Annotated in this window: 22 protein-coding genes; 14 read left to right on the forward strand and 8 right to left on the reverse strand. The window is 64.3% G+C overall.

Going from position 1 to position 25546, the window contains the following annotated elements; translation table 11 throughout:
* Positions 1-103: 103 nt before the first annotated feature.
* Positions 104-1159: a biotin synthase BioB gene (gene bioB / locus J4D28_RS16395; protein WP_007926062.1), complete on the reverse strand. Its 1056-nt coding sequence runs from the start codon at positions 1157-1159 to the stop codon at positions 104-106.
* Between the two features lie 91 nt (positions 1160-1250).
* Between bioB and J4D28_RS16400 the strand changes: the two genes are divergently transcribed.
* The 5 genes from J4D28_RS16400 (at position 1251) to rarD (ending at position 7139) form a co-directional block, all read left to right on the forward strand.
* Positions 1251-1991, forward strand: coding sequence for a ComF family protein (locus J4D28_RS16400; protein WP_016704084.1), 741 nt, complete (start codon positions 1251-1253; stop codon positions 1989-1991).
* Positions 1992-2055: 64 nt separating this feature from the next.
* Positions 2056-2820: a TOBE domain-containing protein gene (locus tag J4D28_RS16405; protein WP_103331277.1), complete on the forward strand. Its 765-nt coding sequence runs from the start codon at positions 2056-2058 to the stop codon at positions 2818-2820.
* A 186-nt stretch (positions 2821-3006) separates the two neighbouring features.
* Positions 3007-4908, forward strand: coding sequence for a PhoX family phosphatase (locus J4D28_RS16410; protein WP_009051200.1), 1902 nt, complete (start codon positions 3007-3009; stop codon positions 4906-4908).
* A gap of 148 nt (positions 4909-5056) precedes the next feature.
* Positions 5057-6031 carry a serine/threonine protein kinase gene (locus J4D28_RS16415; protein ID WP_009051201.1) on the forward strand — a complete coding sequence of 325 codons (975 nt, stop codon included), beginning with the start codon at positions 5057-5059 and terminating at the stop codon, positions 6029-6031.
* A gap of 220 nt (positions 6032-6251) precedes the next feature.
* Positions 6252-7139, forward strand: a complete 888-nt coding sequence (rarD, locus tag J4D28_RS16420; protein WP_103331278.1) for an EamA family transporter RarD — start codon at positions 6252-6254, stop codon at positions 7137-7139.
* Between the two features lie 225 nt (positions 7140-7364).
* Here rarD and J4D28_RS16425 read toward each other — a convergent pair whose 3' ends face one another.
* Positions 7365-7883, reverse strand: coding sequence for a glycine cleavage system protein R (locus tag J4D28_RS16425; protein ID WP_009051203.1), 519 nt, complete (start codon positions 7881-7883; stop codon positions 7365-7367).
* 495 nt (positions 7884-8378) lie between these two features.
* On the opposite strand from J4D28_RS16425, the gene J4D28_RS16430 reads away from it, so the two are divergent.
* Entirely contained in the window at positions 8379-10568 is a 2190-nt protein-coding gene (locus J4D28_RS16430) for a malate synthase G (protein WP_009051204.1), read from the forward strand.
* A gap of 117 nt (positions 10569-10685) precedes the next feature.
* Here the strand turns inward: J4D28_RS16430 and J4D28_RS16435 are convergent, their stop codons facing one another.
* Entirely contained in the window at positions 10686-11132 is a 447-nt protein-coding gene (locus J4D28_RS16435; RefSeq protein WP_009045922.1) for a response regulator, read from the reverse strand.
* Between the two features lie 253 nt (positions 11133-11385).
* Here J4D28_RS16435 and J4D28_RS16440 point away from each other — a divergent pair, with 253 nt between their 5' ends.
* From J4D28_RS16440 to J4D28_RS16470, 7 genes are all read left to right on the forward strand, one after another.
* Positions 11386-13326 carry a DUF294 nucleotidyltransferase-like domain-containing protein gene (locus J4D28_RS16440; RefSeq protein WP_103331279.1) on the forward strand — a complete coding sequence of 647 codons (1941 nt, stop codon included), beginning with the start codon at positions 11386-11388 and terminating at the stop codon, positions 13324-13326.
* Positions 13323-14030, forward strand: a complete 708-nt coding sequence (locus J4D28_RS16445) for a PolC-type DNA polymerase III (protein ID WP_103331280.1) — start codon at positions 13323-13325, stop codon at positions 14028-14030. The genes J4D28_RS16440 and J4D28_RS16445 overlap by 4 nt, the downstream gene beginning before the upstream one ends.
* A gap of 254 nt (positions 14031-14284) precedes the next feature.
* Positions 14285-14803 carry an RNA polymerase sigma factor gene (locus tag J4D28_RS16450; protein ID WP_016704087.1) on the forward strand — a complete coding sequence of 173 codons (519 nt, stop codon included), beginning with the start codon at positions 14285-14287 and terminating at the stop codon, positions 14801-14803.
* The gene (locus J4D28_RS16455; protein WP_038636292.1) at positions 14800-15786 is read left to right on the forward strand and encodes a FecR domain-containing protein; all 987 of its coding nucleotides are present in this window, start codon (positions 14800-14802) and stop codon (positions 15784-15786) included. Before J4D28_RS16450 ends, J4D28_RS16455 begins: the two co-directional genes overlap by 4 nt.
* Positions 15787-15974: 188 nt before the next feature.
* Positions 15975-18404 (forward strand): TonB-dependent siderophore receptor, encoded by a 2430-nt coding sequence (locus J4D28_RS16460; RefSeq protein WP_053270092.1) that lies wholly within the window; start codon positions 15975-15977, stop codon positions 18402-18404.
* Between the two features lie 64 nt (positions 18405-18468).
* Positions 18469-19602, forward strand: coding sequence for a PepSY domain-containing protein (locus J4D28_RS16465; RefSeq protein WP_103331281.1), 1134 nt, complete (start codon positions 18469-18471; stop codon positions 19600-19602).
* Complete coding sequence (locus tag J4D28_RS16470) at positions 19599-19787, forward strand: hypothetical protein (protein WP_009045929.1); 189 nt, start codon at positions 19599-19601, stop codon at positions 19785-19787. The genes J4D28_RS16465 and J4D28_RS16470 overlap by 4 nt, the downstream gene beginning before the upstream one ends.
* Here the strand turns inward: J4D28_RS16470 and J4D28_RS16475 are convergent.
* Positions 19765-20187, reverse strand: coding sequence for a hypothetical protein (locus tag J4D28_RS16475; protein ID WP_103331282.1), 423 nt, complete (start codon positions 20185-20187; stop codon positions 19765-19767). The two genes, J4D28_RS16470 and J4D28_RS16475, sit on opposite strands and share 23 nt — an antisense overlap.
* A 111-nt stretch (positions 20188-20298) precedes the next feature.
* Between J4D28_RS16475 and J4D28_RS16480 the strand changes: the two genes are divergently transcribed.
* Positions 20299-20928, forward strand: a complete 630-nt coding sequence (locus tag J4D28_RS16480; RefSeq protein WP_103331283.1) for a glutathione S-transferase — start codon at positions 20299-20301, stop codon at positions 20926-20928.
* A 206-nt stretch (positions 20929-21134) separates the two neighbouring features.
* On the opposite strand, the gene creD is transcribed toward J4D28_RS16480, so the two are convergent.
* The 4 genes from creD to J4D28_RS16500 form a co-directional block, all read right to left on the reverse strand.
* Positions 21135-22511, reverse strand: a complete 1377-nt coding sequence (creD, locus tag J4D28_RS16485; protein WP_101283779.1) for a cell envelope integrity protein CreD — start codon at positions 22509-22511, stop codon at positions 21135-21137.
* Positions 22512-22795: 284 nt separating this feature from the next.
* Positions 22796-24217, reverse strand: a complete 1422-nt coding sequence (creC, locus tag J4D28_RS16490) for a two-component system sensor histidine kinase CreC (RefSeq protein WP_103331284.1) — start codon at positions 24215-24217, stop codon at positions 22796-22798.
* Positions 24217-24897, reverse strand: coding sequence for a two-component system response regulator CreB (creB, locus tag J4D28_RS16495; RefSeq protein WP_041984848.1), 681 nt, complete (start codon positions 24895-24897; stop codon positions 24217-24219). The genes creC and creB overlap by 1 nt, the downstream gene beginning before the upstream one ends.
* Positions 24898-24966: 69 nt before the next feature.
* Entirely contained in the window at positions 24967-25467 is a 501-nt protein-coding gene (locus tag J4D28_RS16500) for an ATP-dependent zinc protease (protein ID WP_007926027.1), read from the reverse strand.
* Positions 25468-25546: the final 79 nt, after the last annotated feature.

Consider the following 25546-nt stretch of genomic DNA (forward strand, 5'->3'; position numbering starts at 1 on the left):
TCCTTGTAGGAGCGAGGCTTGCCCGCGATCCAGACACCTCTGTGTCCCTGGCTCACGCGGTGAACCATTCGCGGGCAAGCCTCGCTCCTACAGAGGCAGCAGATCAGACGGCAGCGTTGTAGAACTGCTCGCTGCTCTTCTGTTCCACCAGCGCCTGCTCGATGGCGGCCTGGTGCACCTCGTCGGCGTGTTCTTCGCGGGCTTCCGGCTGGATGCCCAGGCGCGCGAACAGTTGCATGTCCTTGTCGGCCTGCGGGTTGGCGGTGGTCAGCAGTTTCTCGCCGTAGAAGATCGAGTTGGCGCCGGCGAAGAATGCCAGGGCCTGCATCTGCTCGTTCATCGCTTCGCGGCCGGCGGACAGGCGCACATGGGATTTCGGCATCAGGATGCGGGCCACGGCAAGCATGCGGATGAAGTCGAACGGGTCGACATCTTCGGAGTTTTCCAGCGGCGTGCCGGCCACTTTCACCAGCATGTTGATCGGCACCGATTCCGGATGCTCCGGCAGGTTGGCCAGCTGGATCAGCAGGCCGGCGCGGTCATCGAGGGACTCGCCCATGCCGAGGATGCCGCCGGAGCAGATTTTCATCCCGGCATCGCGCACGTAGGCCAGGGTCTGCAGGCGCTCGCTGTAGGTGCGGGTGGTGATGATGCTGCCGTAGAACTCCGGCGAGGTATCGAGGTTGTGGTTGTAGTAATCCAGGCCGGCCTTGGCCAGCGCTTCGGTCTGGTCCTGGTCCAGGCGACCGAGGGTCATGCAGGTTTCCAGGCCCATGGCTTTCACGCCCTTGACCATTTCCAGCACGTACGGCATGTCTTTGGCCGACGGGTGTTTCCAGGCCGCGCCCATGCAGAAACGGGTCGAACCTATGGCCTTGGCGCGCGCAGCCTCTTCGAGGACCTTCTGCACTTCCATCAGCTTTTCTTTTTCCAGGCCGGTGTTGTAGTGACCGGACTGCGGACAATATTTGCAATCTTCCGGGCAGGCGCCGGTCTTGATCGACAACAGGGTGGAAACCTGGACGCGGTTGGCGTCGAAATGCGCGCGGTGCACCGTCTGCGCCTGGAACAGCAAGTCATTGAACGGCTGGACGAAGAGGGCTTTGACTTCAGCCAAAGTCCAGTCATGACGCAGATTGGCGGTGGTGCTGGCGCTCATGGGCGATTCCTTGATTATGCTTGGCAAGCGGCGACGGGAAGGGAATACCCACAGCCGCGACACGGATGTTGGGCATATTTAAGGAAGCGTCATGCAGTGTCAACCACATTACCAAGGGCCGGTTTACATCTGGTTAAAAAACAAACAAACCTGTTTACTCTGCGACGAGCCGACCGACACGCCCCAAGCCATTTGCACCGCCTGTGAAACCGAACTGCCGTGGCTCGGCGATCATTGCCAGGTCTGCGCCCTGCCCTTGCCCGCGGCCGGCCTGACCTGCGGCCAGTGCCTCAAGCGACCGCCGGCCTTTGCCCAGGTGGTGGCGCCCTGGCGTTATGGCTTTCCGGTCGACAGCCTGATCAGCCGTTTCAAGCACAACGGCAAATGGCCCTTTGGCCGACTTTTGGCCGAACTTCTCGCGCAATCGCTGCAACATCGTTTCAGTGAGGACCTGCCACAGCCCGACGCCCTGCTGCCAGTGCCCCTGGCCCGCAAGCGCCTGCGGCAACGCGGCTATAACCAGGCGGCGATGCTCGCGCGCTGGCTAGGCGAGATCCTGCAGATCCCCTGTGACGAAACCTCGTTGCTGCGCACCCAGGACACGCCATCGCAACAAGGCCTGGATGCCAGGGCGCGGCAACGCAACCTGCGTCACGCCTTCGCCCTGATGCCCGAGGCGGCGGTCCATGGCCGGCACCTGGCGCTGGTGGACGACGTACTCACCACCGGCGCGACCGCCCACGCCCTGGCGCGGCTGTTGCTCACGGCCGGGGCGCGGCGGGTCGATGTCTACTGCCTGGCACGCACGCCAAAACCTGGCGAGCCCGACTGAACTTGACTCTCGGCCCTCAAGCCGCAAACTCCCTTTCCATTCCCAGCGTTCAAAGCGTTCCGCCATGCCCTTGCCCACCTTGTTGACCCAGCACATCGCCCGTCGCCCGCAGCGCATTGCCTTGCTACAGCACATCGCCGAACAGGGCTCGATCACCCGTGCCGCGAAAAGCGCCGGCCTGAGTTACAAGGCAGCCTGGGACGCCATCGACGAGTTGAACAACCTGGCGCAAAAACCCCTGGTCGAACGCAGTGTCGGCGGTAAAGGCGGCGGTGGCGCCAGGCTGTCCGCCGAAGGCGAGCGGGTGCTGCGTCTCTACCAGCGTTTGCAGGCCTTGCAGGCCCAGGTGCTGGAAGCCGCCGAAGACGCCGCCGACCTCGATCTGCTGGGGCGCCTGATGCTCCGGACCAGCGCCCGCAACCAGTTGCACGGCACGGTGCAGACCGTCGAAGCGCAAGGGCGCAACGACCTGGTGCGCCTGGCGCTCGCGGAAGACCTGGTGATCCAGGCGCAGATCACCCATGACAGCACCCTGCATCTGGAACTGGAACCCGGCACCGGAGTAGTGGCCTTGATCAAGGCTGGTTGGCTGGAACTGCTGGCCATCGATCAGCCTGCAACACCCGGACACAATTGCCTGCAGGGCACCCTGGAAGCGATCCTCGACGCCGACGACGGCCCCAGCGAAATCCGCATCGCCCTGCCCAGCGGCCAGACCCTCTGCGCCCTGGCCGAACCGCTGCATCTGCGAAACCTTGGCTTGAGCGCCGGCAAGCCGGTGCGGGTGCAGTTCTCGCCATCCAATGTGCTGCTCGGCACGCCGCTGTAACCAGACTTATCACGGCTCTGTAGCCGCTGCCGCAGGCTGCGATAAGGTCCGCAGGACCTTGACTGACTCAAGCTCCCTGCGAGCCTTCGGCAGCGGCTACACAAGCGGCGAAATGCTTTCGTCGCTGCAATATGTTCGTCATCGACGCTGATTAAGGTGGCTGCAAAATCCTGCAGGAAGCCTGTGATGAGCCTACTAGAAGAAGACCAACCTACCGACCTCGAAAAGATGGTCGGCCTCAGCCGCCGTGGTTTCATCAGCGCCGGTGCCCTGTGCGGCGCGGCCATGTTTCTCGGTGGCAACCTGTTGAGCCGCAGCGTGCTGGCCGCCAGCGTCAGCGCCGGTTCCAGCAAGCTGCTGGGTTTTGAAGGCATTGCCGCCGCCACCAGCGACACCATCACCCTGCCGCCGGGCTACAAGTCCTCGGTGCTGATCAGCTGGGGCCAGCCCCTGCAGAAGAACGGCCCGGCCTTCGACCCGAGCGGCAATGGCACCGCCGCGGCCCAGGAAGTGCAGTTCGGTGACAACAACGACGGCATGAGCCTGTTCGCCTTCCCGGACGACAAAAATCGCGCGCTGATGGCGATCAACAACGAATACACCAACTATCGCTACCTCTACCCCCACGGCGGCATGCCGCAGTCGGCGGAAGACGTGCGCAAGGCCCTGGCCAGCGAAGGCGTGTCGGTGATCGAAGTGCAGCGCCGCAGCGGCCAATGGCAGTTCGTCCAGGGTTCACGCTACAACCGGCGCATCCACGGCAACGCGCCGATTCGCCTGAGCGGCCCGGCCGCCGGCCACGCGCTGATGAAAACCAGCGCCGACAAGAGCGGCAGGAAAGTCCTCGGCACCTTCCAGAACTGCGCCAACGGCAAGACGCCATGGGGCACCTACCTGACCTGTGAAGAGAACTTCACCGACTGCTTCGGCAGCAGCAACGCCCAGCAGACCTTCGATGCCGCACAGAAACGTTATGGCGCCTCGGCGAGCAGCCGCGACATCAACTGGCATCAGTTCGACCCGCGCTTCGACCTGGCGAAAAACCCCAACGAGCTCAACCGTCACGGCTGGGTCGTGGAGATCGACCCGTTCGACCCGCAATCCAAACCGATCAAGCGCACCGCCCTGGGCCGCTTCAAGCATGAAAACGCCGCCCTGGCCGAAACCCGCGACGGACGCGCCGTGGTCTACATGGGCGACGACGAGCGTGGCGAGTTCATCTACAAGTTCGTCAGCCGCGACCGCATCAACCACCGCAACCCCAAGGCCAACCGCGACCTGTTGGATCACGGCACCCTGTACGTGGCGATCTTCGACAATGGCGACGGCAACCCGGACCACCCGAAAGGCAAGGGCAGATGGGTCGAGCTGAGCCATGGCAAGAACGGCATCGACGCCAGCAGCGGTTTTGCCGACCAGGCCGAAGTGCTGATCCATGCCCGCCTGGCGGCCAGCGTGGTCAAGGCCACGCGCATGGACCGTCCGGAATGGATCGTGGTCAGCCCGAAAGACGGCCAGGTCTACTGCACCCTGACCAACAACTCCAAACGCGGTGAAGACGGCCAGCCAGTGGGCGGCCCGAACCCGCGGGAGAAAAACGTCTACGGGCAGATCCTGCGCTGGCAGACCGGCCGTGGCGACCACGGTTCGATGGACTTCACCTGGGACCTGTTCGTGGTCGCCGGCAACCCGGCCGTGCATGCCGGCCAGCCGAAAGGCGGTTCGTCGAACATCACCCCGCAGAACATGTTCAACAGCCCCGACGGCCTGGGTTTCGACAAGGCCGGCCGGTTGTGGATCCTCACCGACGGCGACTCCAGCAACGCCGGCGACTTCGCCGGCATGGGCAACAATCAGATGCTCTGCGCCGACCCGGACACCGGTGAGATCCGCCGCTTCATGGTCGGGCCGGTGGGTTGCGAAGTCACCGGCATCACCTTCTCGCCGGATCAGCGCAGCCTGTTCGTGGGCATCCAGCATCCGGGCGAGAACGGCGGTTCGACCTTCCCCGAGCACCTGCCCAACGGCAAGCCGCGTTCCTCGGTGATGGTGATCACCCGGGAAGACGGCGGCATCGTCGGCGCCTGATCCACCGCTTTGCGAGCAAGCTCGCTCCTGCACCGACCTGCAGGAGCGAGGCTTGCCCGCGATAGCGACCTCACAGTCACCACCTGTCATCCTTCGTGCGCTACCATGCTTGGCCGGACGCAGCAGCCTGCTGCGCGCAGGAGTCAGCATGTCTCACCCGTTCGAAACCCTTACCCCTGATCTAGTCCTCGATGCCGTCGAAAGCATCGGTTTTCTCAGCGACGCCCGTGTCCTGGCACTCAACAGTTACGAAAACCGTGTCTACCAGGTCGGCATCGAAGACGGCGAGCCGCTGATCGCCAAGTTCTACCGTCCGCAGCGCTGGACCAACGAGGCAATTCTCGAAGAGCACCGCTTCACCTTCGAACTCGCCGAATGCGAAGTACCGGTGGTGGCGCCGCTGATTCACCAGGGCGAAAGCCTGTTCGAGCATCAAGGCTTCCGCTTCACCCTGTTCCCGCGCCGTGGCGGCCGGGCGCCGGAACCCGGCAACCTCGACCAGTTGTATCGCCTGGGGCAATTGCTCGGCCGCCTGCATGCGGTCGGTGCCACCCGCCCGTTCGAGCATCGCGAAGCGCTGGGGGTGAAGAACTTCGGCCACGACTCGCTGACCACCCTGCTGGAAGGCGACTTCGTACCCAAGAGCCTGCTGCCGGCCTATGAGTCGGTGGCCCGCGACCTGCTCAAGCGGGTGGAAGAGGTCTACCAGGCCACGCCGCACCAGAACATCCGCATGCATGGCGACTGCCATCCCGGCAACATGATGTGCCGCGACGAGGTGTTCCATATCGTCGATCTCGACGACTGCCGCATGGGCCCGGCGGTACAGGACCTGTGGATGATGCTCGCCGGCGATCGCCAGGAATGCCTGGGCCAGCTGTCGGAGCTGATGGATGGCTACAGCGAGTTCCACGACTTCGACCCGCGCGAATTGGCGCTGATCGAACCGCTGCGCGCCCTGCGCCTGATGCACTACAGCGCCTGGCTGGCGCGGCGCTGGGACGACCCGGCGTTCCCACGCAGCTTCCCCTGGTTCGGCAGCGAGCGTTACTGGGGCGACCAGGTGCTGGCGTTGCGCGAACAACTTTCGGCGCTCAACGAAGAACCCTTGAAGCTGTTCTGACCCCAGCCTTTATCGGATCTGTAGGAGCGAGGCTTGCCCGCGATCAAGACACCGCGGTGCATCAGACCCACCGTGGCGAACCTATCGCGGGCAAGCCTCGCTCCTACAGACGCCGGATCGATCAGAAAAGCAGGTCATCGCGATTACGCCGACAAAGACACAGCCTGATAAACCTCCTTACAATCACTGCCTTTGTTAGCTGCCTAAGCAAGGATTCTGCATGCAAGCCGCCAACCCGCGTCGCGGGTACATCCTGGGCCTGAGTGCCTACATCATCTGGGGCCTGTTCCCGATCTACTTCAAAGCCATCGCCAACGTGCCCGCTGTAGAAATCATCATCCACCGGGTGCTCTGGTCCGCGCTGTTCGGCGCGTTGCTGCTGATGGTCTGGAAGCATCCCGGCTGGTGGCGCGAGTTGCGGGACAACCCCAAGCGCCTGGCAATCCTGGCCCTGAGCGGCACCCTGATCGCGGCCAACTGGCTGACCTATGTCTGGTCGGTGAATAACGGGCGCATGCTCGAGGCCAGCCTGGGTTACTACATCAACCCGCTGGTGAACGTGCTGCTGGGCATGCTGATCCTCGGTGAGCGGCTGCGGCGCCTGCAGTGGCTGGCGGTGGGCCTGGCGGCGGTCGGCGTGGCGCAGCAGGTGTGGCAGGTCGGCAGCCTGCCCTGGGTCTCGCTGGTACTGGCGCTGACCTTCGGTTTCTACGGGCTGATCCGCAAGCAGGCGCCGGTCAAGGCGCTACCGGGGCTGGTGGTGGAAACCTGGATGCTGGTGCCGATCGCCTTCGCCTGGCTCTTGCTCAACCCCACCGCCACCAGTGCCCAGGCGGCCTTCTGGACCAGCTCCGAAGCCTGGTGGCTGGTGGCGGCCGGCCCCGTCACCCTGGTGCCGCTGGTGTGCTTCAACGCCGCCGCCCGTCACCTGCCCTACACCACCCTGGGCTTCTTGCAGTACCTGGCGCCGACCCTGGTGCTGCTGCAGGCGGTACTGCTGTTCGGCGAACACCTGTCATCGAGCACCCTGGTGGCGTTCATGTTTATCTGGGCCGGCCTGGCGGTGTACAGCGTGGATGCCTGGTTGAGCCTGCGCAAACGCAGCTGATCAATAAACGTACAAACCTCTGCAGGCCACGGTTGGCGTGGCCTGCATCTATCCTTCCCAAGGTTATCCACAGCGTGATCCCCGCCGTTTGTGCACAAGCCCTTGAAACTGCTGGTTTTTTGATCAGATTTTGAAAAGCCGCGGCCGGCTTGGGCCAGAGGCGAGTCTCTACAGGTTATCCACAGGCGCATGCACGCTAAAACTGGATAACCTGCCCTTTCAGGTTCACACCTCGCTGCGCAGCACCAACTCCACCATCAAGTCATCCGCCAGGGTTTCCAGGCGCGACTGCAGGACATCGAGGGACAAGGTCAGCGGCACCGCCAGGATCGCTTCGGCGTGGAACAGCGGCTCGCTGCTCATGGGCGCCGGGCGCACTTCGGTCACCAGTCGCTCCAGGTTCACCCCCTGCTCGCTCAACAGGCGGGTGATGTCGCGCACGATGCCCGGCCGGTCGTTGCCCACCAACTCCATGGAGATCGGCTTCCAGGTGCAGGATTGTTCGATACCGCTTTCGGCGATCAGCACCCGAATGCCCTGGGCCGCCAAGCCCTGCAAGGCGTCCACCAGCTCGTCGTAGGCCTCCGCCGGCACACCGACCCGCAGGATGCCGGCGAACTGCCCCGCCATGCGCGACATGCGGCTCTCCAGCCAGTTACCGCCGTGCGCGGCGATGCATTGGGCGATGCGCTCGACCTGTCCGGGCTTGTCCGGGGCGAATACGGTGAGTACGAGGTGGTCCATGGCGCAACCCTCTGTCAGGACTTTTGTTATAGAAAATCAAGTATAGGCAAGGCTCGTCCTGCCGCTTCCCTTGCGCCTACAGGCAAGGCGCAAAGCATGAAAACAGCGCGCTGCCGCTGCCGGAATATAAATCGTGTACAACTCCTTAGATTTATATGGAACAATTCAATAGTTTTTTGAGAACATCCTGTTCCCCAGCGTGACCGCTCCGCGAACTTGGGTCGCGGAACGACGTATTTAGTCTAATTTTCACAACCGCAATTCATCATGTAGTATGCCGCAGCGCGCACTACATAACGTTGGATCGATGTCTGCCAAGGCGCAGTCGCAACCCTGAAAGCCCTGTCAGCAAGGCTTCAAGCCGTTGATTGGAACCATCCCAGCCGCCCGCGATGGCATGTACTGGTAGAGGGGTTTGTGGTTTAAATGGCCAGAGGCTTCATTGTTAATTTGAAGAGCTGAAAAGCGAAATAGCTGAGCAGAGTGAGGCAAGCAATGACTGAACACGTTCAAGTCGGTGGCCTGCAGGTCGCCAAAGTCCTGTTCGACTTCGTGAACAACGAAGCCATTCCCGGTACCGGCCTCACCGCCGACAAGTTCTGGGCCGGCGCCGACAAGGTCATCCACGACCTGGCGCCGAAGAACAAAGCCCTACTCGCCAAACGCGACGATTTCCAGGCGCGTATCGATGCCTGGCACCAATCCCGTAGAGCTCCTGAGAAAGCCCAGGCCCACGACCCGATCGCCTACAAAGCCTTCCTGCAAGACATCGGTTATCTGCTGCCAGAAGCGGCGGACTTCCAGGCCACGACGCAAAACGTCGATGACGAGATCGCCCGCACGGCCGGTCCGCAGCTGGTGGTCCCGGTGATGAATGCCCGTTTTGCCCTCAACGCCTCCAACGCCCGCTGGGGCTCGCTGTACGACGCGCTTTATGGCACCGACGCCATCAGCGAAGCCGACGGCGCGGAAAAAGGCAAAGGCTACAACAAGGTGCGCGGCGACAAGGTCATCGCCTTCGCCCGCGCCTTCCTCGACGAGGCCGCGCCATTGGCTGCCGGCTCCCATGTCGACTCCACCGGCTACAAAATCGTCGACGGCAAGCTGGTGGTCGCCCTCAAGGGTGGCAGCAACAGCGGCCTGCGCGACGACGCCCAGCTGATCGGCTACCATGGCGATGCCGCGGCCCCGACCGCGGTCCTGCTGAAACACAACGGCCTGCATTTCGAGATCCAGATCGACGCCAGCAGCCCGGTCGGCCAGACCGACGCCGCCGGCGTAAAAGACGTGCTGATGGAAGCGGCCCTGACCACCATCATGGACTGCGAAGACTCGGTCGCCGCCGTCGACGCCGATGACAAGGTGGTGATCTACCGCAACTGGCTCGGCCTGATGAAGGGCGACCTGGCCGAAGAAGTGGCCAAGGGCGGCCAGACCTTCACCCGCACCATGAACGCCGACCGCGAATACACCGCGCCCAACGGCGGCAGTGTGAAGCTGCACGGTCGTTCGCTGCTGTTCGTGCGTAACGTCGGCCACCTGATGACCATCGACGCGATCCTCGACAGCCAAGGCAACGAAGTGCCGGAAGGCATCCTCGACGGCCTGGTCACCAGCCTCGCAGCGATCCACAACCTCAACGGCAACACCTCGCGCACCAACAGCCGCACCGGCTCGGTGTACATCGTGAAGCCGAAGATGCACGGTCCGGAAGAAGCCGCGTTCACCAACGAGCTGTTCGGGCGCATCGAAGACGTGCTGGAACTGCCGCGCAACACCCTGAAAGTCGGGATCATGGACGAGGAACGCCGCACCACGGTCAACCTCAAGGCCTGCATCAAGGCCGCCAGCGAGCGCGTGGTGTTCATCAACACCGGCTTCCTCGACCGCACCGGTGACGAAATCCACACCTCCATGGAAGCCGGCGCCGTGGTGCGCAAGGCCGAGATGAAGGCCGCCAAGTGGATCGGCGCCTACGAGAACTGGAACGTCGATATCGGCCTGAGCACCGGCCTGCAAGGTCGCGCGCAGATCGGTAAAGGCATGTGGGCCATGCCGGACCTGATGGCCGCCATGCTCGAACAGAAAATCGCTCATCCGCTGGCCGGCGCCAACACCGCCTGGGTACCCTCGCCCACCGCCGCGGCCCTGCACGCCCTGCACTACCACAAGGTCGACGTGTTCGCCCGCCAGGCCGAGCTGGCCAAGCGTGCCCGCGCTTCGGTGGACGACATCCTGACCATTCCGCTGGCCAGCAACACCAACTGGTCGGCCGAAGAGATCAAGAACGAACTGGACAACAACGCCCAGGGCATTCTCGGCTACGTGGTGCGCTGGATCGACCAGGGCGTCGGCTGTTCCAAGGTGCCGGACATCAACGATGTCGGCCTGATGGAAGACCGCGCTACCCTGCGCATCTCCAGCCAGCACATCGCCAACTGGCTGCGCCATGGCGTCGTCACCGAAGCCCAGGTCATGGAAAGCCTCAAGCGCATGGCGCCCGTGGTGGACCGGCAGAACGCCGGCGACACCCTGTACCGTCCGCTGGCCCCGAACTTCGACAGCAACATCGCCTTCCAGGCGGCGGTCGAACTGGTGATCGAAGGCACCAAGCAGCCGAACGGCTACACCGAGCCGGTACTGCATCGTCGTCGTCGCGAGTTCAAGGCCCGCAACGGCCTGTGATCCTGCGTTAACGCGGTAAAAGAAAAAGCCCTGGTCGCACGATCAGGGCTTTTTTGTTTGGGGCCGAGGCAGCTATCGCGAGCAAGCTCGCTCCTACAGGGGACGTGGGGCACATACTTAGCGCACCACCCCCAGCTCATGCTTGACCAGCGCCAGCAGCTTGCCGGTGTCGATCGGCTTGAGCAGGAAATCCACCACGCTCAGGTGCATGGCCGCGATGGCGTCACGCACATCGGCATCCCCGGAAATGATAATGATCGGCAGCGCCGCCCGCTCCGACTCTCGCACCTGGCGGATCAGGTCCAGGCCGTTGCAGGGGGCCATGCGCAGATCGGTGATCAGCAGTCCGATCGACTTGTTCGAGTTCAACAGTTCAAGTGCGGCCTTGCCACTGGCTGCGGTCATGCAGCGAATGCCATCCAGCCCCAGAATTTCCGACAGCAACTCACGGGCATCCTTGTCATCGTCGGCAATCAACACGCGCTGGGGCGGCAGATCAGGCTCGAGCATCACGGCGTTCAGCGCCTCGCGCTCGGCATCACTCAAAATATCGTGGTCGGACATGGCGTTCTCTACATATTCAAATCGATCCCCTAGCACAGTGGTCAGACATCGCTAAGCAGGCCTCCAATGTGCACTTCGTCGGATTTTTTTCCAAGAGGCCGGATAAGTACTTTTTTCACGGTTTTGACACCTGCTTGAAGCGAATTAACAGGTGCAGACCCGCTACCTAGACTTACGTCCAATGGGCACCCGGCAGCGTGGGACCGACCATGACCCAAGACCCGACCACAACAAATCCAAAAAGACTGCGGTAATGGTTATGAGTAAAGCGGATGCCTTCACCCAGGCAGGGAAAACCGCGGTGTTGCAGAACATCCACGGCACGATGCAGTTTCTCCAGCGGTTCCCCCCTTTCAATCAGATGGAAAACGCTCACCTGGCGTACCTGGTCGAGCAATGCCAACTGCGTTTCTACGGCCCCGGCGAGAGCATCATCAAGCCCGCCGACGGACCGGTCGAACACTTCTATATCGTCAAGCAGGGCCGGGTGGTCGGCGAGCGCCAGCACGCCCTCAAAGGCGGCACCGAAACCACCTTCGAGATCACCGCCGGCGAGTGTTTCCCCCTCGCCGCACTGCTGGGCGAGCGCGCCACCCGCACCGAACACCTGGCGGCCGAGGACACCTTCTGCCTGCAATTGAACAAGCCGGCCTTCATCAAGCTGTTCGCCCTCTGCGCGGTGTTTCGCGATTTCGCCCTGCGTGGTGTCAGCAGCCTGCTGGACCAGGTCAACCAGCAGGTCCAGCAAAAGGCCGTGGAAACCCTCGGCACCCAGTACTCCCTCAACACCCGGCTGGGCGAACTGGCGATGCGCCACCCGGTGACCTGCAGCCCATCCACCCCACTGCGCGAAGCCGTGAGCCTGATGCACGAGCAGCAGGTCGGCAGCATTGTGGTGGTGGATGCACACAAGGCGCCGCTCGGCATCTTCACCCTGCGCGACCTGCGCCAGGTGGTGGCCGACGGCACCAGCGACTTCAACCAGGGCATCGAACGGCACATGACCCAGGCGCCGTTCGCCCTGTCGCCGGACCACAGCGCATTCGACGCCGCCATCGCCATGACCGAGCGGCACATCGCCCATGTCTGCCTGGTAAAAGAGCAGCGCCTGTGCGGCGTGGTTTCCGAGCGCGACCTGTTTTCCCTGCAACGGGTCGACCTGGTGCACCTGGCACGGACCATCCGCAACGCGCCACGCATCGACAACCTGGTGGCGATCCGCGGCGAGATCGGCCAGCTGGTGGAGCGCATGCTGGCCCATGGCGCGTCCTCGACCCAGATCACCCACATCATCACCCTGCTCAACGACCACACGGTGTGCCGGGTCATCGAACTGACCCTGGCCGACAAGGGCGACCCCGGCGTGCCGTTCAGCTGGCTGTGTTTCGGCAGCGAAGGCCGGCGCGAGCAGACCCTGCACACCGACCAGGACAACGGCATCCTGTTCGAAGCCCGCGATGCGGCCCATGCGGCACAGATCCGCGGCAAGCTGCTGCCCCTGGCGCAGCAGATCAACCAGAGCCTGGCGCTGTGCGGCTTCCCCCTGTGCAAGGGCAACATCATGGCCGGCAACCCCGAGCTGTGTCTGTCCCGCGCCGAGTGGGCACGGCGCTTCGCCGCCTTCATCCGGGAGGCCACGCCGGAGAACCTGCTGGGTTCGAGCATCTATTTCGACCTGCGGGTGGTCTGGGGCGACGAGCAAGGCTGTGCCCAACTGCGCCGTGGCATCCTCGACCAGGTCGGCGACAACCGCCTGTTCCAGCGCATGATGGCCGAGAACGCGCTGCGCCAGCGCCCGCCGGTAGGGCGTTTCCGCGAATTTGTCCTGGCCAGGAAGAACGGCGAAAAAGCCACCCTCGACCTCAAGGTCCAGGGCCTCACCCCCTTTGTCGACGGCGCGCGCCTGCTGGCCCTGGCCAATGGCATCGACGCCAACAACACCCTGGAACGCCTGCGCCAGCTGGTGGCCAGAGAGGTCATCGAAACCCTCGACGGCGCCGCGTATGAAGAGGCCTATCACTTCATCCAGCAGACCCGCATGCAACAGCACCAATTGCAGACCCGGCAGAACCTGCCCTACTCCAACCGCGTCGACCCGGACAGCCTCAACCACCTGGACCGGCGCATCCTGCGCGAGTCGCTGCGCCAGGCCCAGCGCCTGCAAAGCAGCCTGGCGCTGAGGTACCAGCTATGAGCCTGTTCGCCTGGTTGCGCCCGGCCAGCGCGGCACTCAGCGCCGAACAGCAACAACGCCGCGAGCGCCTGCCCGTAGCCCCGCCGCTGGGCGAATGCAGCCTGCGCGAACAGCGCTGGGTGGTACTGGACCTGGAAACCACCGGGCTCAACCTCAACCGCGACCAGGTGCTGTCCATTGGCGCGGTGGTGATCGAAGACGGCGCCATCGACTTCGGCCAGCAGTTCGAACGCACCTTGCAGCGTACCGACCACAAGCTCAGCCCCAGCGTGCTGATTCATGGCCTCGGCCCAAGTGCGATCGCCGCCGGCAGCGACCCAGTGGAGGCCTTGCTGGATCTCATGGAGTTCGTTGGCGACAGTCCGCTGCTGGCCTTCCATGCGCCGTTCGACCAGCACATGCTCGGTCGGGCCCTGAAGGACAGCCTGGGTTATCGCCTGCAGCATCCGTTCCTCGACGTCGCCGAAATGGCCCCGCTGCTCTGCCCCCAGGCGCATATCCGCGAAGCCGGGCTGGATGACTGGATGGGTTACTTCAAGCTTCAGGCCGGCGAACGCCACCATGCCGCCGCCGACGCCCTGGCCACCGCCGAACTGGCGCTGATCCTGTTCAGCCGCGCCCGCCAGCAGCAGATCCACAGCCCGCTGAACCTGCAACAGCGGCTCAGCCAATGGAAGCGCCGGCAACAGTCGCACTCCTTCTGACCCGGAAAACGCCCTCCTTGTAGCCGCTGGCGCAGCCTGCGATCGACTGCGCAGCAGTCGTAATCCGCATAACGCGATTTGCCTGGCCGACCGCGTTGCCGGATCTGCGACAGCGGCTACAGCCCAGGTTCCCCGCATCCCCCCGCAAACATTGGCTACACCCCGCCGACCAGCGCCCATTGCGCGGCTCTTTGCGCCCTGCCACAATCGCGAATAATTCTCGTTAGTTTCAACTTCTCGATTGGGATACCCAGGTGTCGTCAGCCCAAAGCCCCCACAGTGACCTCGTTGGCGCGTTGTATCGCGACCATCGCGGCTGGCTGCTGGCCTGGCTGCGACGCAACGTGGCCTGCCCACAACGGGCCGAGGACCTGAGCCAGGACACCTTCGTCCGCCTGCTGGGCCGCGACGAACTGAAGGCCCCGCGCGAGCCGCGGGCGTTCCTGGTGGCCATCGCCAAGGGCCTGCTGTTCGACTACTTCCGCCGCGCCGCGCTGGAACAGGCCTACCTCACCGAACTGATGCTGATCCCGGAAGAGGAACAACCCTCCCCGGAAGAACAGCAATCGATCCTCGAAGACCTCAAGGCCATCGACCGCCTGCTGGGCAAGCTGTCGAGCAAGGCCCGCGCGGCCTTCCTCTATAACCGCCTCGATGGCCTCGGCCATGCCGAAATCGCCGAACGCCTCGGCGTGTCCGTGCCGCGGGTCAGGCAGTACCTGGCCCAGGGCATTCGCCAGTGCTACGTCGCCCTGTACGGTGAGCCGCTATGAGCCCGCTCAACGCCAAACCGGTGTCCGCCCGGGTACTGGACGCGGCGATTGCCTGGCAGTTGTCGCTGGACTCCGGCGAGGGCAACCCGATGGCGCGCGAAGAGTTCGCCAAATGGCATGCCGCCGATGAAGAACACGCCCGCGCCTGGCGCCAGCTGGGCATGCTCGATCAGCGTTTCAGCGTCGCCAGCGGCCCGGCCCGCAGCGCCCTGCTGCAATCGCGGGACAGACTCCGCCGCCGCGTGCGCAAGCTCGGCAGCGGGCTGGCCAGCGTCGCCCTGCTACTGGGCCTGGCCCTGTTCGCCGGCGAACGTTACGGCCAGCTGGATTACTGGCTCGCCGACCAGCGCACCGCCACCGGCGAGCAGCGCACCCTGCGCCTGACCGACGGCACGCTGATCAACCTCAATACCCACAGCGCCGTGGATGTGCGTTTCGACGAAAAACAGCGGCGCATTGTGTTGCAGGCAGGCGAGATCCTGGTCGAGACCGGCCACAACGACGCCCGGCCCTTTATCGTCGAGACCCGCGAAGGCCATATGCGTGCGCTAGGCACGCGCTTCCTGGTCAAGCGCGAGGAACAGGGCACCCGCCTGAGCGTGCTGCAATCGGCCGTGGCCGCGCGGCCGGAGTCCGGCCAGGACGAACAGATCCTCAAGGAGGGCCAACAGGTGCTGATGCGCCGCGACGGCCTCGGCCCGCTGCTGGCCCTGAACCCCGGCGCCGACGCCTGGACCCGCGGCATGCTGGTGGTGGACAACGCGCGCCTGGCGGACCTGGTCAGCGAGCTGGGGCGTTATCGCCGTGGCCATCTGGGGGTGGCCGATGAGGTGGCCGACCTGCGCATCACCGGCAGCTTCCCGCTGCACGACACCGACCTGGCCCTGAGTGCGCTGCTGCCCACCCTGCCCGTGGCCATCGAGCGGCACACGCCCTGGTGGGTCACCCTGGTGGCGCGGGCCGAGAGCAAGGCCAAGCCTTAAAACGCGATCTTTATCGCGGCAATCGCCCCTCGATTGCTCGTAAAAACGCTCCCCGACACCCGCTCTCCCGGCCCGAAACACCGCGCTCTTTTTCGTAAATCGAAATTATTTTCAATCCGCCCTATCACTTTTTGAATCTCGTCCGGCACATAGGCAATTGAGAAATGTTTCCATCCAGGAGCCGCCGTATGTCCCGCTCGCTAGACACCCTGTTGCGCCCCAGCCTGTTGGCCGTGGCCATTGCCCTCTGCGCCCCGCTGGCCAGCACCCCGCTGATCGCCGCCGAACAGGCGTCCGGCGTGCGCGCCTACAACCTGCCGGCCGCGCCCCTGGCCAGTACCCTGAACCAGATCGCCAGCCAGGCCGGCCTGGCCCTGAGCCTCAACCCGAGCCTGGCCGCCGGCAAGACCTCGGCCCCGGTCAAGGGCCAGTTCGATGCCGCCGGCGCCTTGCGCGAGGCCCTGCGCGGCACCGGCCTGCAACTGGAACAAAGCAGCGCCGGCACCTACAGCCTGGTGGCGATTCCCGACGGTGTGGTGGCCCTGCCGGAAACCAGCATCACTGGCCAGCAGGCTTATGAGAGTGCCTGGGGGCCGGTGGACGGTTACCTCGCCACGCGCACCGCCGCCGGCACCAAGACCGACACCTCGCTGGTTGAAGCGCCGCGTTCGATTTCCGTCGCCACCCGCCAGCAGATGGAAGACCGCAACGTGCAGAACCTGGATGATGCCGTGCGCTACATGCCCGGTATCGTTTCCGCCAGCTACGGCAGCGACACCCGCTATGACTGGATGCGCGTGCGCGGTTTCGAGCCCACCCAGTTCCTCGACGGCCTGCCACTGCCCCGCGGCGTGTATGCCAACCCGAAAGCGGAAACCTGGAACCTCGACCGCCTGGCCCTGCTGCGCGGCCCGGCCTCGTCGGTCTACGGCCAGACCCCGCCGGGCGGCCTGCTGGACATGGTCAGCCGGCGCCCCAGCGCTGAATCGAGCCATGCCATCCAGCTGCAGTACGGCAGTGACAACTACCGCCAGATCAACTTCGCCAGCACCGGCAAGATCGACGATGAAGGCCAGTTCCTCTACGGCCTCAGCGGCGTGGTGCGAGACGCCGGTACCCAGGTCGACCACATCGACAACAAGCGCTACAACATCGCCCCCAGCCTGACCTGGAACATCGACACCGATACCAGGCTGACCCTGCTCTCGCAGTTCACCCGTGACGATACTGGCGCGACCAGCCAGTTCATGCCGATCCAGGGCACCAAGATCAAGTCGCCACTGGGCGACGTCTCCCATCACAAGAACCTCGGCGACCCGGACTACGAGTTCTACGACCGCACCTACTACGCCCTGGGCTACGCCTTCGAGCACCGCTTCAACGATGTCTGGCAGTTCCGCCAGAACCTGCGCTATACCAAATCGGAGCTGTCCTTCCAGCAGCTGACCGTGGGTTCCTACGCCTACTCCCCGGCCGATGCGGCAGGCAATATCAGCCGTACCTCGACCAATGTGGACGAGGACATCAGCCAGTTCGCGGTCGACAATAACTTCCAGGCTGACTTCGCCACCGGCGACATCACCCACACCGTGCTGATCGGCCTGGATCACCAACGCACCGACACCTCCTATCTGTCGATTTACGGCGACGGCGGGACCACCAACATCTTCAACCCGGTCTATGGCAAGCCGATCGTGCGTCCGGCGCGCTCCAGCGCTTACTACGACTACAACCAGAAAACCGTGCAGACCGGCCTCTACGTACAGGACCAGATGGCCCTGGACCAATGGCGCCTGACCCTGGGCGGTCGCGAAGACTGGGTGCACCAGGGCACCACTTACTTCAACAAGAACGACGTGACCAATACCGACCGCAGCAAGAACTTCAGTGGCAACGCGGCGCTGAGCTATGTGTTCGACTCGGGCCTGGTGCCGTACCTCTCCTACGCCGAATCGTTCCAGCCAGCCAGCAACGCCAGCGTCTCCCCCACCGAGTCGTATAAACCCACCGAGGGCAAGCAATGGGAGCTGGGCATCAAGTACCAGCCACCTGGTTCGAACACCCTGCTGAGCGCGGCGGTCTACGACCTGACGCAGAAAAACGTGCTGGTAACCAGCATCGGTGCCGGTGGCGAGTCGGTGACCAACCAGACCGGCGAAGTGAAGGTCAAAGGCCTGGAGCTGGAAGCGGTGTCCGACGTGACCGACAACCTCAAGGTCATCGCCGCCTACACCCTGGCCAAGTCCGAGGTGCAAAAAGGCATCTACAAAGGCAACCGCCTGCAACTGATGCCCAACCAGCAAGCCTCGCTGTGGACCGACTACACCTGGCACAGCGGCGTGCTCGACGGTTTCGGCATTGGTGCCGGGGCCCGCTACACCGGCAATACCTATGGCGACCAGGCCAATACCTGGCTGGGCAAGGCCAATGCCTACACGGTGTTCGATGCCGCCGTGCATTACGATCTGGGCCGCCTGGACAGCAGCCTCAAAGGCGCGTCGCTGAAACTCAACGCCACCAACCTGTTCGACAAGGACTACCTGTCCACCTGCGATGGTTCCTACTGCTATTTCGGCGATCAGCGTAGCGTGGTCGCCAGTGCCACCTACCAGTGGTAATCGGCTGAGTTAACCACCGGGCCGTCCTGCCAAGGACGGCTTTGCTGTGTCTGAAGGCTAAGAAATGAAAAGCAAAACCATCCGCCGCTGGTCCTTTATCCACACCTGGAGCAGCCTGGTCTGCACGGTGTTCCTGCTGATGCTGGCCCTGACCGGCCTGCCGCTGATCTTTCACCACGAGATCGATCACCTGCTGGGCGACGCGCCGCAGTTGCGGGAAATGCCCGCCGACACCCCGCAGCTGGACCTGCAGCAGCTGGTGCGCGCCGCCGAGGCCCATCGCCCGGGCGAGGTCATGCAGTACTTCGGCTGGGACGAGGAAGACCCCAACGGCGTGCTCACCATCATGGCCAGGACCGCCGGCACCGAGCCCAACTCGTCCCACACCTTCATGCTCGACGCCCGCACCGGTGAAGCCGTGGAAACGCCCTCGGCCAACGGCGGGCTGATGATGTTCATCCTGCGCCTGCACGTGGACCTGTTCGCCGGCCTGCCGGGCAAACTGCTGCTGGCGTTCATGGGGCTGCTGTTCGTGCTGGCGATCGTTTCCGGCGTGGTGCTGTACCTGCCGTTCATGCGCCGGCTGACATTCGCCACGGTGCGCCAGGACAAATCCACCCGCCTGCGCTGGCTGGACCTGCATAACCTGATCGGCGTGGTGACCCTGACCTGGGCCCTGGTGGTCGGCGTCACCGGGGTGATCAGCGCCTGCGCCGACCTGCTGATCGCCGCCTGGCGCAACGACAGCCTCAGCGCGATGATCGAGCCGTACCGCGATGCGCCGCCACTGACCCAACTGGCCCCGGCCAGCCGCCTGCTGGAGATCGCCAAGGAGGTGGCGCCGGGCATGCAGCCGGACTTCATCGCCTTCCCCGGCACGCGCTTTTCCAGCGAGCACCACTACGCGGTATTCATGAAAGGCAGCACCCACCTGACCTCGCACCTGCTGACCCCGGTGCTGATCGACGCCAGCACCCTGGAGGTCACGGCGGTGGCCGAACGTCCCTGGTACATGGACGCCATGGGCATGTCGCAACCGCTGCACTTCGGCGACTACGGCGGCATGCCGATGAAGATCCTCTGGGCGACCCTGGATGGGCTGACCATCATTGTCCTGGGCAGCGGCCTGTACCTGTGGATAGTCCGCCGCCGCGCGGCCAGGCCGACGCTGGGTGAACACTCTGGAGTGACGCCATGAGGCCGCGGCAATCGAACTTCTGGAAGGTCTTCGGCGCGCCGCTGTTCATCGCCGTGCTCTGTGCCGCGGGGCTGTTCTCCGCGCTGCTCGGCGACGGCATCTGGGACGCCCTGAGCTGGCTCGGCCTGGGCGCTCCGGCGCTGATCGCCCTGCGGGGTTTGTTCAACCGCCCGCCTCCGGCCTGACCCCGGCGGCGGGGAAGCCGCGCCACAGGTACAGCGACAGCCCCAGGCCGATCGCCAGCACCGGGATGAACACGCGGTTTTCCTGCTGCGCCTCGGCGGCGACCAGCACGCAGAACAGCGCCAGCCCCAACAGCGGTACATAGCTCGCCGCCAGGCTCCAGCGCCAGGGCCGGGTCAGCGGTTCGGGGCCGCGCAGGCTCAGCAGCGCACAGCCCAAGGCTGGCAGGGCCAGCGCCGGCAGCGCCCAGTACCAGGCCATGTAGGTAAACGCCATGATCAGCTCCGGCTCACCCTCGCCGTGGCGGCGAAACTCGTACTGCAAGGCCAGGTACACCGCCAGCGCACCCAACAGGGTCAGGGCCAGGCTGTACAAGCCGTGTCGAAGATAGGACCTGCGCATTCATCACTCCTTGTCTGTGCTGCATGCCGCCCCTGTGGCCGGGGCCAGAGGCTGCGTTAAGATCCCCTGGGTTGCGAGCCTGCGCTCCACTTCCACCCGTGAGGAATATTCATGTCCACCCCCAGCATGACGCTGTTCCACAACCCGGCATCACCTTATGTGCGCAAAGTCATGGTGCTGCTGCACGAGACCGGCCAGCTGGACCGCGTGGCCCTGCACGCCAGCCAGTTGACCCCGGTGAATCCGGACACCGCCCTCAACCAGGACAACCCGCTGGGCAAGATTCCCGCCCTGCGCCTGGCCGACGGCAACGTGCTGTACGACAGCCGGGTGATCCTCGACTACCTCGACCAGCAACACGTCGGTAACCCGCTAATCCCCCGCGAAGGTTCGGCCCGCTGGCGGCGCCTGACCCTGGCGGCCCTGGCCGACGGGATCATGGACGCCTCGGTGCTGATCCGTTACGAACTGGCCCTGCGCGCCCCCGAGAAGCACTGGGAGCTGTGGCTCGATGGCCAGCGCGACAAGATCCGCCGCGCCCTGGCCGTGCTCGAGGCCGACGCGATCGCCGAACTGGCCAGCCACTTCGACGTCGCCGCCATCAGCGTTGCCTGTGCCCTGGGTTACCTCGACTTCCGCCACCCCGACCTGCAGTGGCGCGATGCCCAGCCCCGGCTGGCGGCCTGGTACGCCGAGGTCAGCCAACGCCCTTCGATGCTGGCGACCCAGCCGCCGGCTTGAAGGCCCCGGGTGCGGTCATCACCTGAAGTACGCTGGTGGCCGGGCCGGCCCTATCGCGAGCAAGCTCGCTCCTACAGGTTTCGCGGTGTCCCATGTAGGAGCGAGCTTGCTCGCGATGGTCGCCCCACGGTGCTTCAGGCAACAACCCGACTATCCATGCCAACAAGGCCTCTGCTTGCTGCTGGTCCTCGCGCAAGCCCAACGACCTACTCATGGGCCACCTGCGCTTCGAACGTCAGCGGCTGGGCCGGTTTGGCCTGGCCTACGCCGTACCAGTCGAGCTTGCGGGTCAGCACCATGAACACACCCAGCAGGCCGAACAACAGCAGCGAACCCATCAGCAGCGCGTAATCCTCGGCGCTGAGCAAGCCGTACAACAGGCCATACAAGGCAGCCAGGCTGGCGGCGAAACTCAGGCCGTGGCCCAGGCTGCGCAGCACATGGCAGACGTAGAAACCGATCAGCGTCACACAGGCACCAGCCGACAGCAGGTAGGCCAGGGCGAAGCCGATGTGTTCCGACAGCGACAGCAGCAACAGATAGAAGAACGCCAGGGCCACGCCCACCAGGGCGTACTGCACCGGGTGCACCGCCAGGCTCTTGAGCACCTCGAAGAGGAAGAAGCCGGCAAAGGTCAGGGCAATGAACAGCAGCGCATATTTGATCGCCCGGTCGCTCTTGAGGTACTGGTCCACCGGATCGATGAAGCTCACGCCGAAGGAGCGGTTCTTGAACTCCTTGCACTGTCCGCTGGCCAGGCAATTGGTCAAGGCGCTTTCCAGGTTGGTGGAGAAGAACGAGGTCTGCCAGTTGGCGGCGAAACCCAGGTCGGAAATCTCCCGCTGCGCCGGCAGGTAGTTGCCGATAAAGCTCGGATGAGGCCAGTCGGCACGCAGGCGTACCTTGCTGGTCTTGCCCACCGGCAGCACCTGCAACTGGCCGGTGCCTTGCAATTGCAGGTCGAAGGCGAAGTCCAGGTCGGTGCTGCGCTTGCCGTCCAGCAGCGGCAGGTTGACGTGTACCCCCTCCCCCAGCCAGTCAACCCGGGTGCCGGGCGCGAAAGGCAGGTTCTGCCCGTTCAGCTCGAGGGCCAGCGCCTGCTCGATGCCGCGAATGTCGCTGATGCCCACGGCGAGAAACGGCTGCTCGAACTTGTAGTCGGCGAAGTCTTCCTTGATCCCCAATTGCTCGGGCAGCGCAAACTGGCCGCTGATGCGGTTGTTGGCATGGAACAGCCGGGCCTGGTAGATCCCCCGGGCGCGCAACTCGGTCCGCACCTGGCCATCGAGTTCGAAGTGCTCCGGCAGGAAATACAGCTGCCCGCTCCTCTCACCCTGTTCCTGGTAACGCGTGTTGGTCTTCTCGTTGGTTTTCCAGGTGCGCACCACCTTGCGATAAGGCACCACCAGCAGCGGACCGCTCAGTTGCTGGCTGTAGCTGGAGCTGCGGGCGATATCGGTCAGCACACCGTCGCGCAGTTCCTGGCGCTCCTGGATCAGCCCGTCGATCATCAACAACGGCACCAGCAGCCCCAGGATCAAAAGGGCGATCGCCCCCAGCTTTATGGTCAGATTGCGGTTCATGGAGTCTCTCCCTGTTCGAATGAGGGAGAGTCTGGGCAGCCCATGTGGGGGTTTTATGGGGGGAGTGTGGAGAGTGTGTGGAGATTGGCTTTGTGGGAGGCAGCCGGTGCGTTTTTCCAGGTAAATCGCGGATTCAGGGTCTGCGGTCGCTACGTCGGAATGCCGCCCAAACCGATCGCAGCCTCGCGGGCTCGGCAGCGGCTACATGGACTGCGTGTACCCTGTAGCCGCTGCCGAAGGCTGCGATCGGGGGCGTAGCACCCGCAACCGGCGCACCCGGTGAATCAGGCGGGAAACACTAGGCTGACTTCAACGCCGCCTTCCACATTGCCGATCTGCATCTGGCCGCCATGCAGTTGCACCACTTCTTCGACGAAGTTCAGCCCCAGGCCGGTGCTTTTACGCCCGCTGTCAGGCCGTGGCAGGGAATAGAAACGTTCGGTCAGGCGCGCCAGGGCATAATCCGGGATGGGCTCGGCCTGGTTGAACAGGCTGAACCGCACCTGGTCGCCCGCTCTGCTGGCGCTCAAGCGCAGCACGCCACCGGCGGGGGTGAAATCCAGGGCGTTTTCCAGCAGGTTGCCCAGGGCCTGGCGCAACAGGAACGCTTCGCCCGACAGCTTCAGCCCCGGCTCGATGCGCTGTTCGACCTGCAAGCCCTTGCCCTCGATCCGCGCCTTCTGGCTGTCCAGCACCTGGTTCGCCAGGTCCGCCAGCGGCACCGCCTCGCGCTCTTCCAGGCCGTGGCGCTGTTCGACCTGCGCCAGGTTCAGCAAGCGCTCGATCAGGTGCTGCATGCGCGCGCTTTCGCTGTCGATGTTGCTGACGAAACGGGCGCGCTGCTCGCCGGGCATTTCGCTCTGCAACAGCTCCGCCGCCCCACGAATCGCCGCCAGCGGGCTTTTCAGTTCGTGGGTCAGGGTGTGCACATAACGCTCGACATAAGCCTTGCCCTCCAGCTGGGTGCGCATGCGCTCCACCGCCGTGGCCAGTTGTTCCAGCTCGCCGCCGCGGTAGTGCGGCAGCTCGGCGCGGCGACCCTCGCTGACCGCCTGGGCGTAACCGGTCAGGCGGCGCAGGGCGACGCTCAGCCACCAGGACAGCAAGGCGCCGAACAACAGGCCGAGGCCAATCAGACCGGCGCCGTACCACAACAGGCGACGCTCGGTGCGGTCGACGTAGGGCTGCAGGGAACTGTTGGGCTTGGCCACGGTGACCACGCCGATGATCCGGCCGTTGTCGCGAATCGGCGCGCCGACATGCATCACCGAGGAGCTCGGGTCATCGGCCACGCTGCGCGAGGAACGCGCGCCGTATTGGCCGCGCAGGGTCAGGTACACGTCGTTCCAGCGCGAATAATCCTGGCCGACCGCCAGGCCGCTGGAGTCCAGCACCACCTTGCCCTCGGCGTCGGTAACGTAGATGCGGTGGTTGACCTGGTTTTTCGGCAGGCCCCAGATAGTCGCCGCCGGCTGCCGCTCGCCATAGGCCTTGAGCAGTTCCGGCCAGCGGTTCTCGCTGAGGGTGCCGGCCTTGAAATCGTCACGCAGGATTTCCGCCAGCAGGTTGGCGGTGTCCACCAGGGTTTCCTCGGTGGACTGGCGTACGCCCGGGCGGATTTCCTCCATCACCGTGCTGAGCACGAAATAGCCGGTCAGGCCGACGAACAACACGTAGACCAGGAAAATCCGGATTCCCAACGGCATCAGCTGTGCCCCGGGCTGTAGCTGTAGCCCAGGCCGCGATGGGTCTGGATCGGCTCGGCATCGGCCGCCACCAGGCGCAGCTTGGCCCGCAGGCTCTTGATATGGCTATCGATGCTGCGCTCGTAGCCGGCGTCCGCCGCCACCCCCAGAGCGTCGAGCAACTGCTCGCGGCTGAACACCCGCTCGGGTTGCTCCAGCAGGCAATGCAGCAGGCGGAATTCGTGGCGGGTCAGGCTCAGCAACTGGCCGCGGTAGCTGATCTGGAACTTGTCGGTATCGACCTGGAACGGCGTAGCCGGCGCCTCGACCACCATCCGCGGCGCCATGCGCTTGAGGATGGCCTTGACCCTTGCGGCGACCTCGCGCGGGCTGAAGGGCTTGACCACATAATCGTCGGCGCCGATTTCCAGGCCCACCACCCGGTCGATTTCACCGTCCCGGGCACTGAGGAACATCACCGGCACCTCGCTGAAGCGCCGCAGCTGCTTGCAGGTTTCGAAGCCGCTGATGTCCGGCAGGCCGATGTCGAGAATCAGCAGGTCCGCCGGCGTATGGCGCTGATAGTCCAGCGCCGCCTGCCCGAGATTCAGCCAGGTGGTGCTGAACCCTTCACCCTGCAGGGCAAAAATCAGCGTATCGGCAATCGCCGCTTCGTCTTCGACAATCAGGATATGAGGCATGGCATCCAAGCACGGGAAGTAAGTGCCAGAACGGTGCCGGATGCCTCATGCGCCGTCAATCAGGTCTGATCAGCAGTCGGGTTTGTCGGCGGTGTAACGCCGGGCCGGGTTCACCGCCGCACCGAACTCGCGCAGGGCCTTGGCGCCGATCAGCAGCGGGTAGTTGAAGCTGCTGCGGTCGGTCAGGTTGACCTCGACGGTGCGCTTGACGTTGCCCAGGCACATTTCCAGGTCGACCACCGGACGCTTGGCCACCTGGGCCTCTTCCTTGTCTTCGTCTTCATCGGCGCGGTTCTTGATCTTGCTGATCCGCGCCACCTTGTGTTCGTAGACCTTGCCGTCGGCATCCTTGGTCGCCAGGCGGAAGCGCACCCATTCCTCGCCATCGCGGGTAAAGGTCTCGATATCCTTGGCCGACAGCGAGGCGGTCAGGGCGCCGGTGTCCATCTTGGCCTTGAGGGTTTCGCCGATTTCCGGCAGTTGAATGTATTCGTAGCGCCCGTAGAGGGTCGGCTCGGCGGCCATGACCGGCAGCGCCAGCAGGGACAGGAGTGCAAGGACGGATTTCACGTGAGCAGGTTCCTTGGGAAGTGGGCAGCAGGATTTTAGACCGTGGCCGGGCAATTGGTTCGCCAGCGTGTGGACAATG

Source organism: Pseudomonas sp. GW531-T4 (assembly GCF_017349615.1).
Taxonomy (GTDB): Bacteria; Pseudomonadota; Gammaproteobacteria; order Pseudomonadales; family Pseudomonadaceae; genus Aquipseudomonas; species Aquipseudomonas chlororaphis_I.

Excerpts from the sequence above, each read along its gene's own strand:
- bioB (WP_007926062.1), bottom strand. The coding sequence starts at position 1,159 with ATGAGCGCCAGCACCACCGCCAATCTGCGTCATGACTGGACTTTGGCT.
- J4D28_RS16400 (WP_016704084.1), top strand. The coding sequence starts at position 1,251 with ATGCAGTGTCAACCACATTACCAAGGGCCGGTTTACATCTGGTTAAAA.
- J4D28_RS16405 (WP_103331277.1), top strand. The coding sequence starts at position 2,056 with ATGCCCTTGCCCACCTTGTTGACCCAGCACATCGCCCGTCGCCCGCAG.
- J4D28_RS16410 (WP_009051200.1), top strand. The coding sequence starts at position 3,007 with ATGAGCCTACTAGAAGAAGACCAACCTACCGACCTCGAAAAGATGGTC.
- J4D28_RS16415 (WP_009051201.1), top strand. The coding sequence starts at position 5,057 with ATGTCTCACCCGTTCGAAACCCTTACCCCTGATCTAGTCCTCGATGCC.
- rarD (WP_103331278.1), top strand. The coding sequence starts at position 6,252 with ATGCAAGCCGCCAACCCGCGTCGCGGGTACATCCTGGGCCTGAGTGCC.
- J4D28_RS16425 (WP_009051203.1), bottom strand. The coding sequence starts at position 7,883 with ATGGACCACCTCGTACTCACCGTATTCGCCCCGGACAAGCCCGGACAG.
- J4D28_RS16430 (WP_009051204.1), top strand. The coding sequence starts at position 8,379 with ATGACTGAACACGTTCAAGTCGGTGGCCTGCAGGTCGCCAAAGTCCTG.
- J4D28_RS16435 (WP_009045922.1), bottom strand. The coding sequence starts at position 11,132 with ATGTCCGACCACGATATTTTGAGTGATGCCGAGCGCGAGGCGCTGAAC.
- J4D28_RS16440 (WP_103331279.1), top strand. The coding sequence starts at position 11,386 with ATGGTTATGAGTAAAGCGGATGCCTTCACCCAGGCAGGGAAAACCGCG.
- J4D28_RS16445 (WP_103331280.1), top strand. The coding sequence starts at position 13,323 with ATGAGCCTGTTCGCCTGGTTGCGCCCGGCCAGCGCGGCACTCAGCGCC.
- J4D28_RS16455 (WP_038636292.1), top strand. The coding sequence starts at position 14,800 with ATGAGCCCGCTCAACGCCAAACCGGTGTCCGCCCGGGTACTGGACGCG.
- J4D28_RS16460 (WP_053270092.1), top strand. The coding sequence starts at position 15,975 with ATGTCCCGCTCGCTAGACACCCTGTTGCGCCCCAGCCTGTTGGCCGTG.
- J4D28_RS16465 (WP_103331281.1), top strand. The coding sequence starts at position 18,469 with ATGAAAAGCAAAACCATCCGCCGCTGGTCCTTTATCCACACCTGGAGC.
- J4D28_RS16470 (WP_009045929.1), top strand. The coding sequence starts at position 19,599 with ATGAGGCCGCGGCAATCGAACTTCTGGAAGGTCTTCGGCGCGCCGCTG.
- J4D28_RS16475 (WP_103331282.1), bottom strand. The coding sequence starts at position 20,187 with ATGCGCAGGTCCTATCTTCGACACGGCTTGTACAGCCTGGCCCTGACC.
- J4D28_RS16480 (WP_103331283.1), top strand. The coding sequence starts at position 20,299 with ATGTCCACCCCCAGCATGACGCTGTTCCACAACCCGGCATCACCTTAT.
- creD (WP_101283779.1), bottom strand. The coding sequence starts at position 22,511 with ATGAACCGCAATCTGACCATAAAGCTGGGGGCGATCGCCCTTTTGATC.
- creC (WP_103331284.1), bottom strand. The coding sequence starts at position 24,217 with ATGCCGTTGGGAATCCGGATTTTCCTGGTCTACGTGTTGTTCGTCGGC.
- creB (WP_041984848.1), bottom strand. The coding sequence starts at position 24,897 with ATGCCTCATATCCTGATTGTCGAAGACGAAGCGGCGATTGCCGATACG.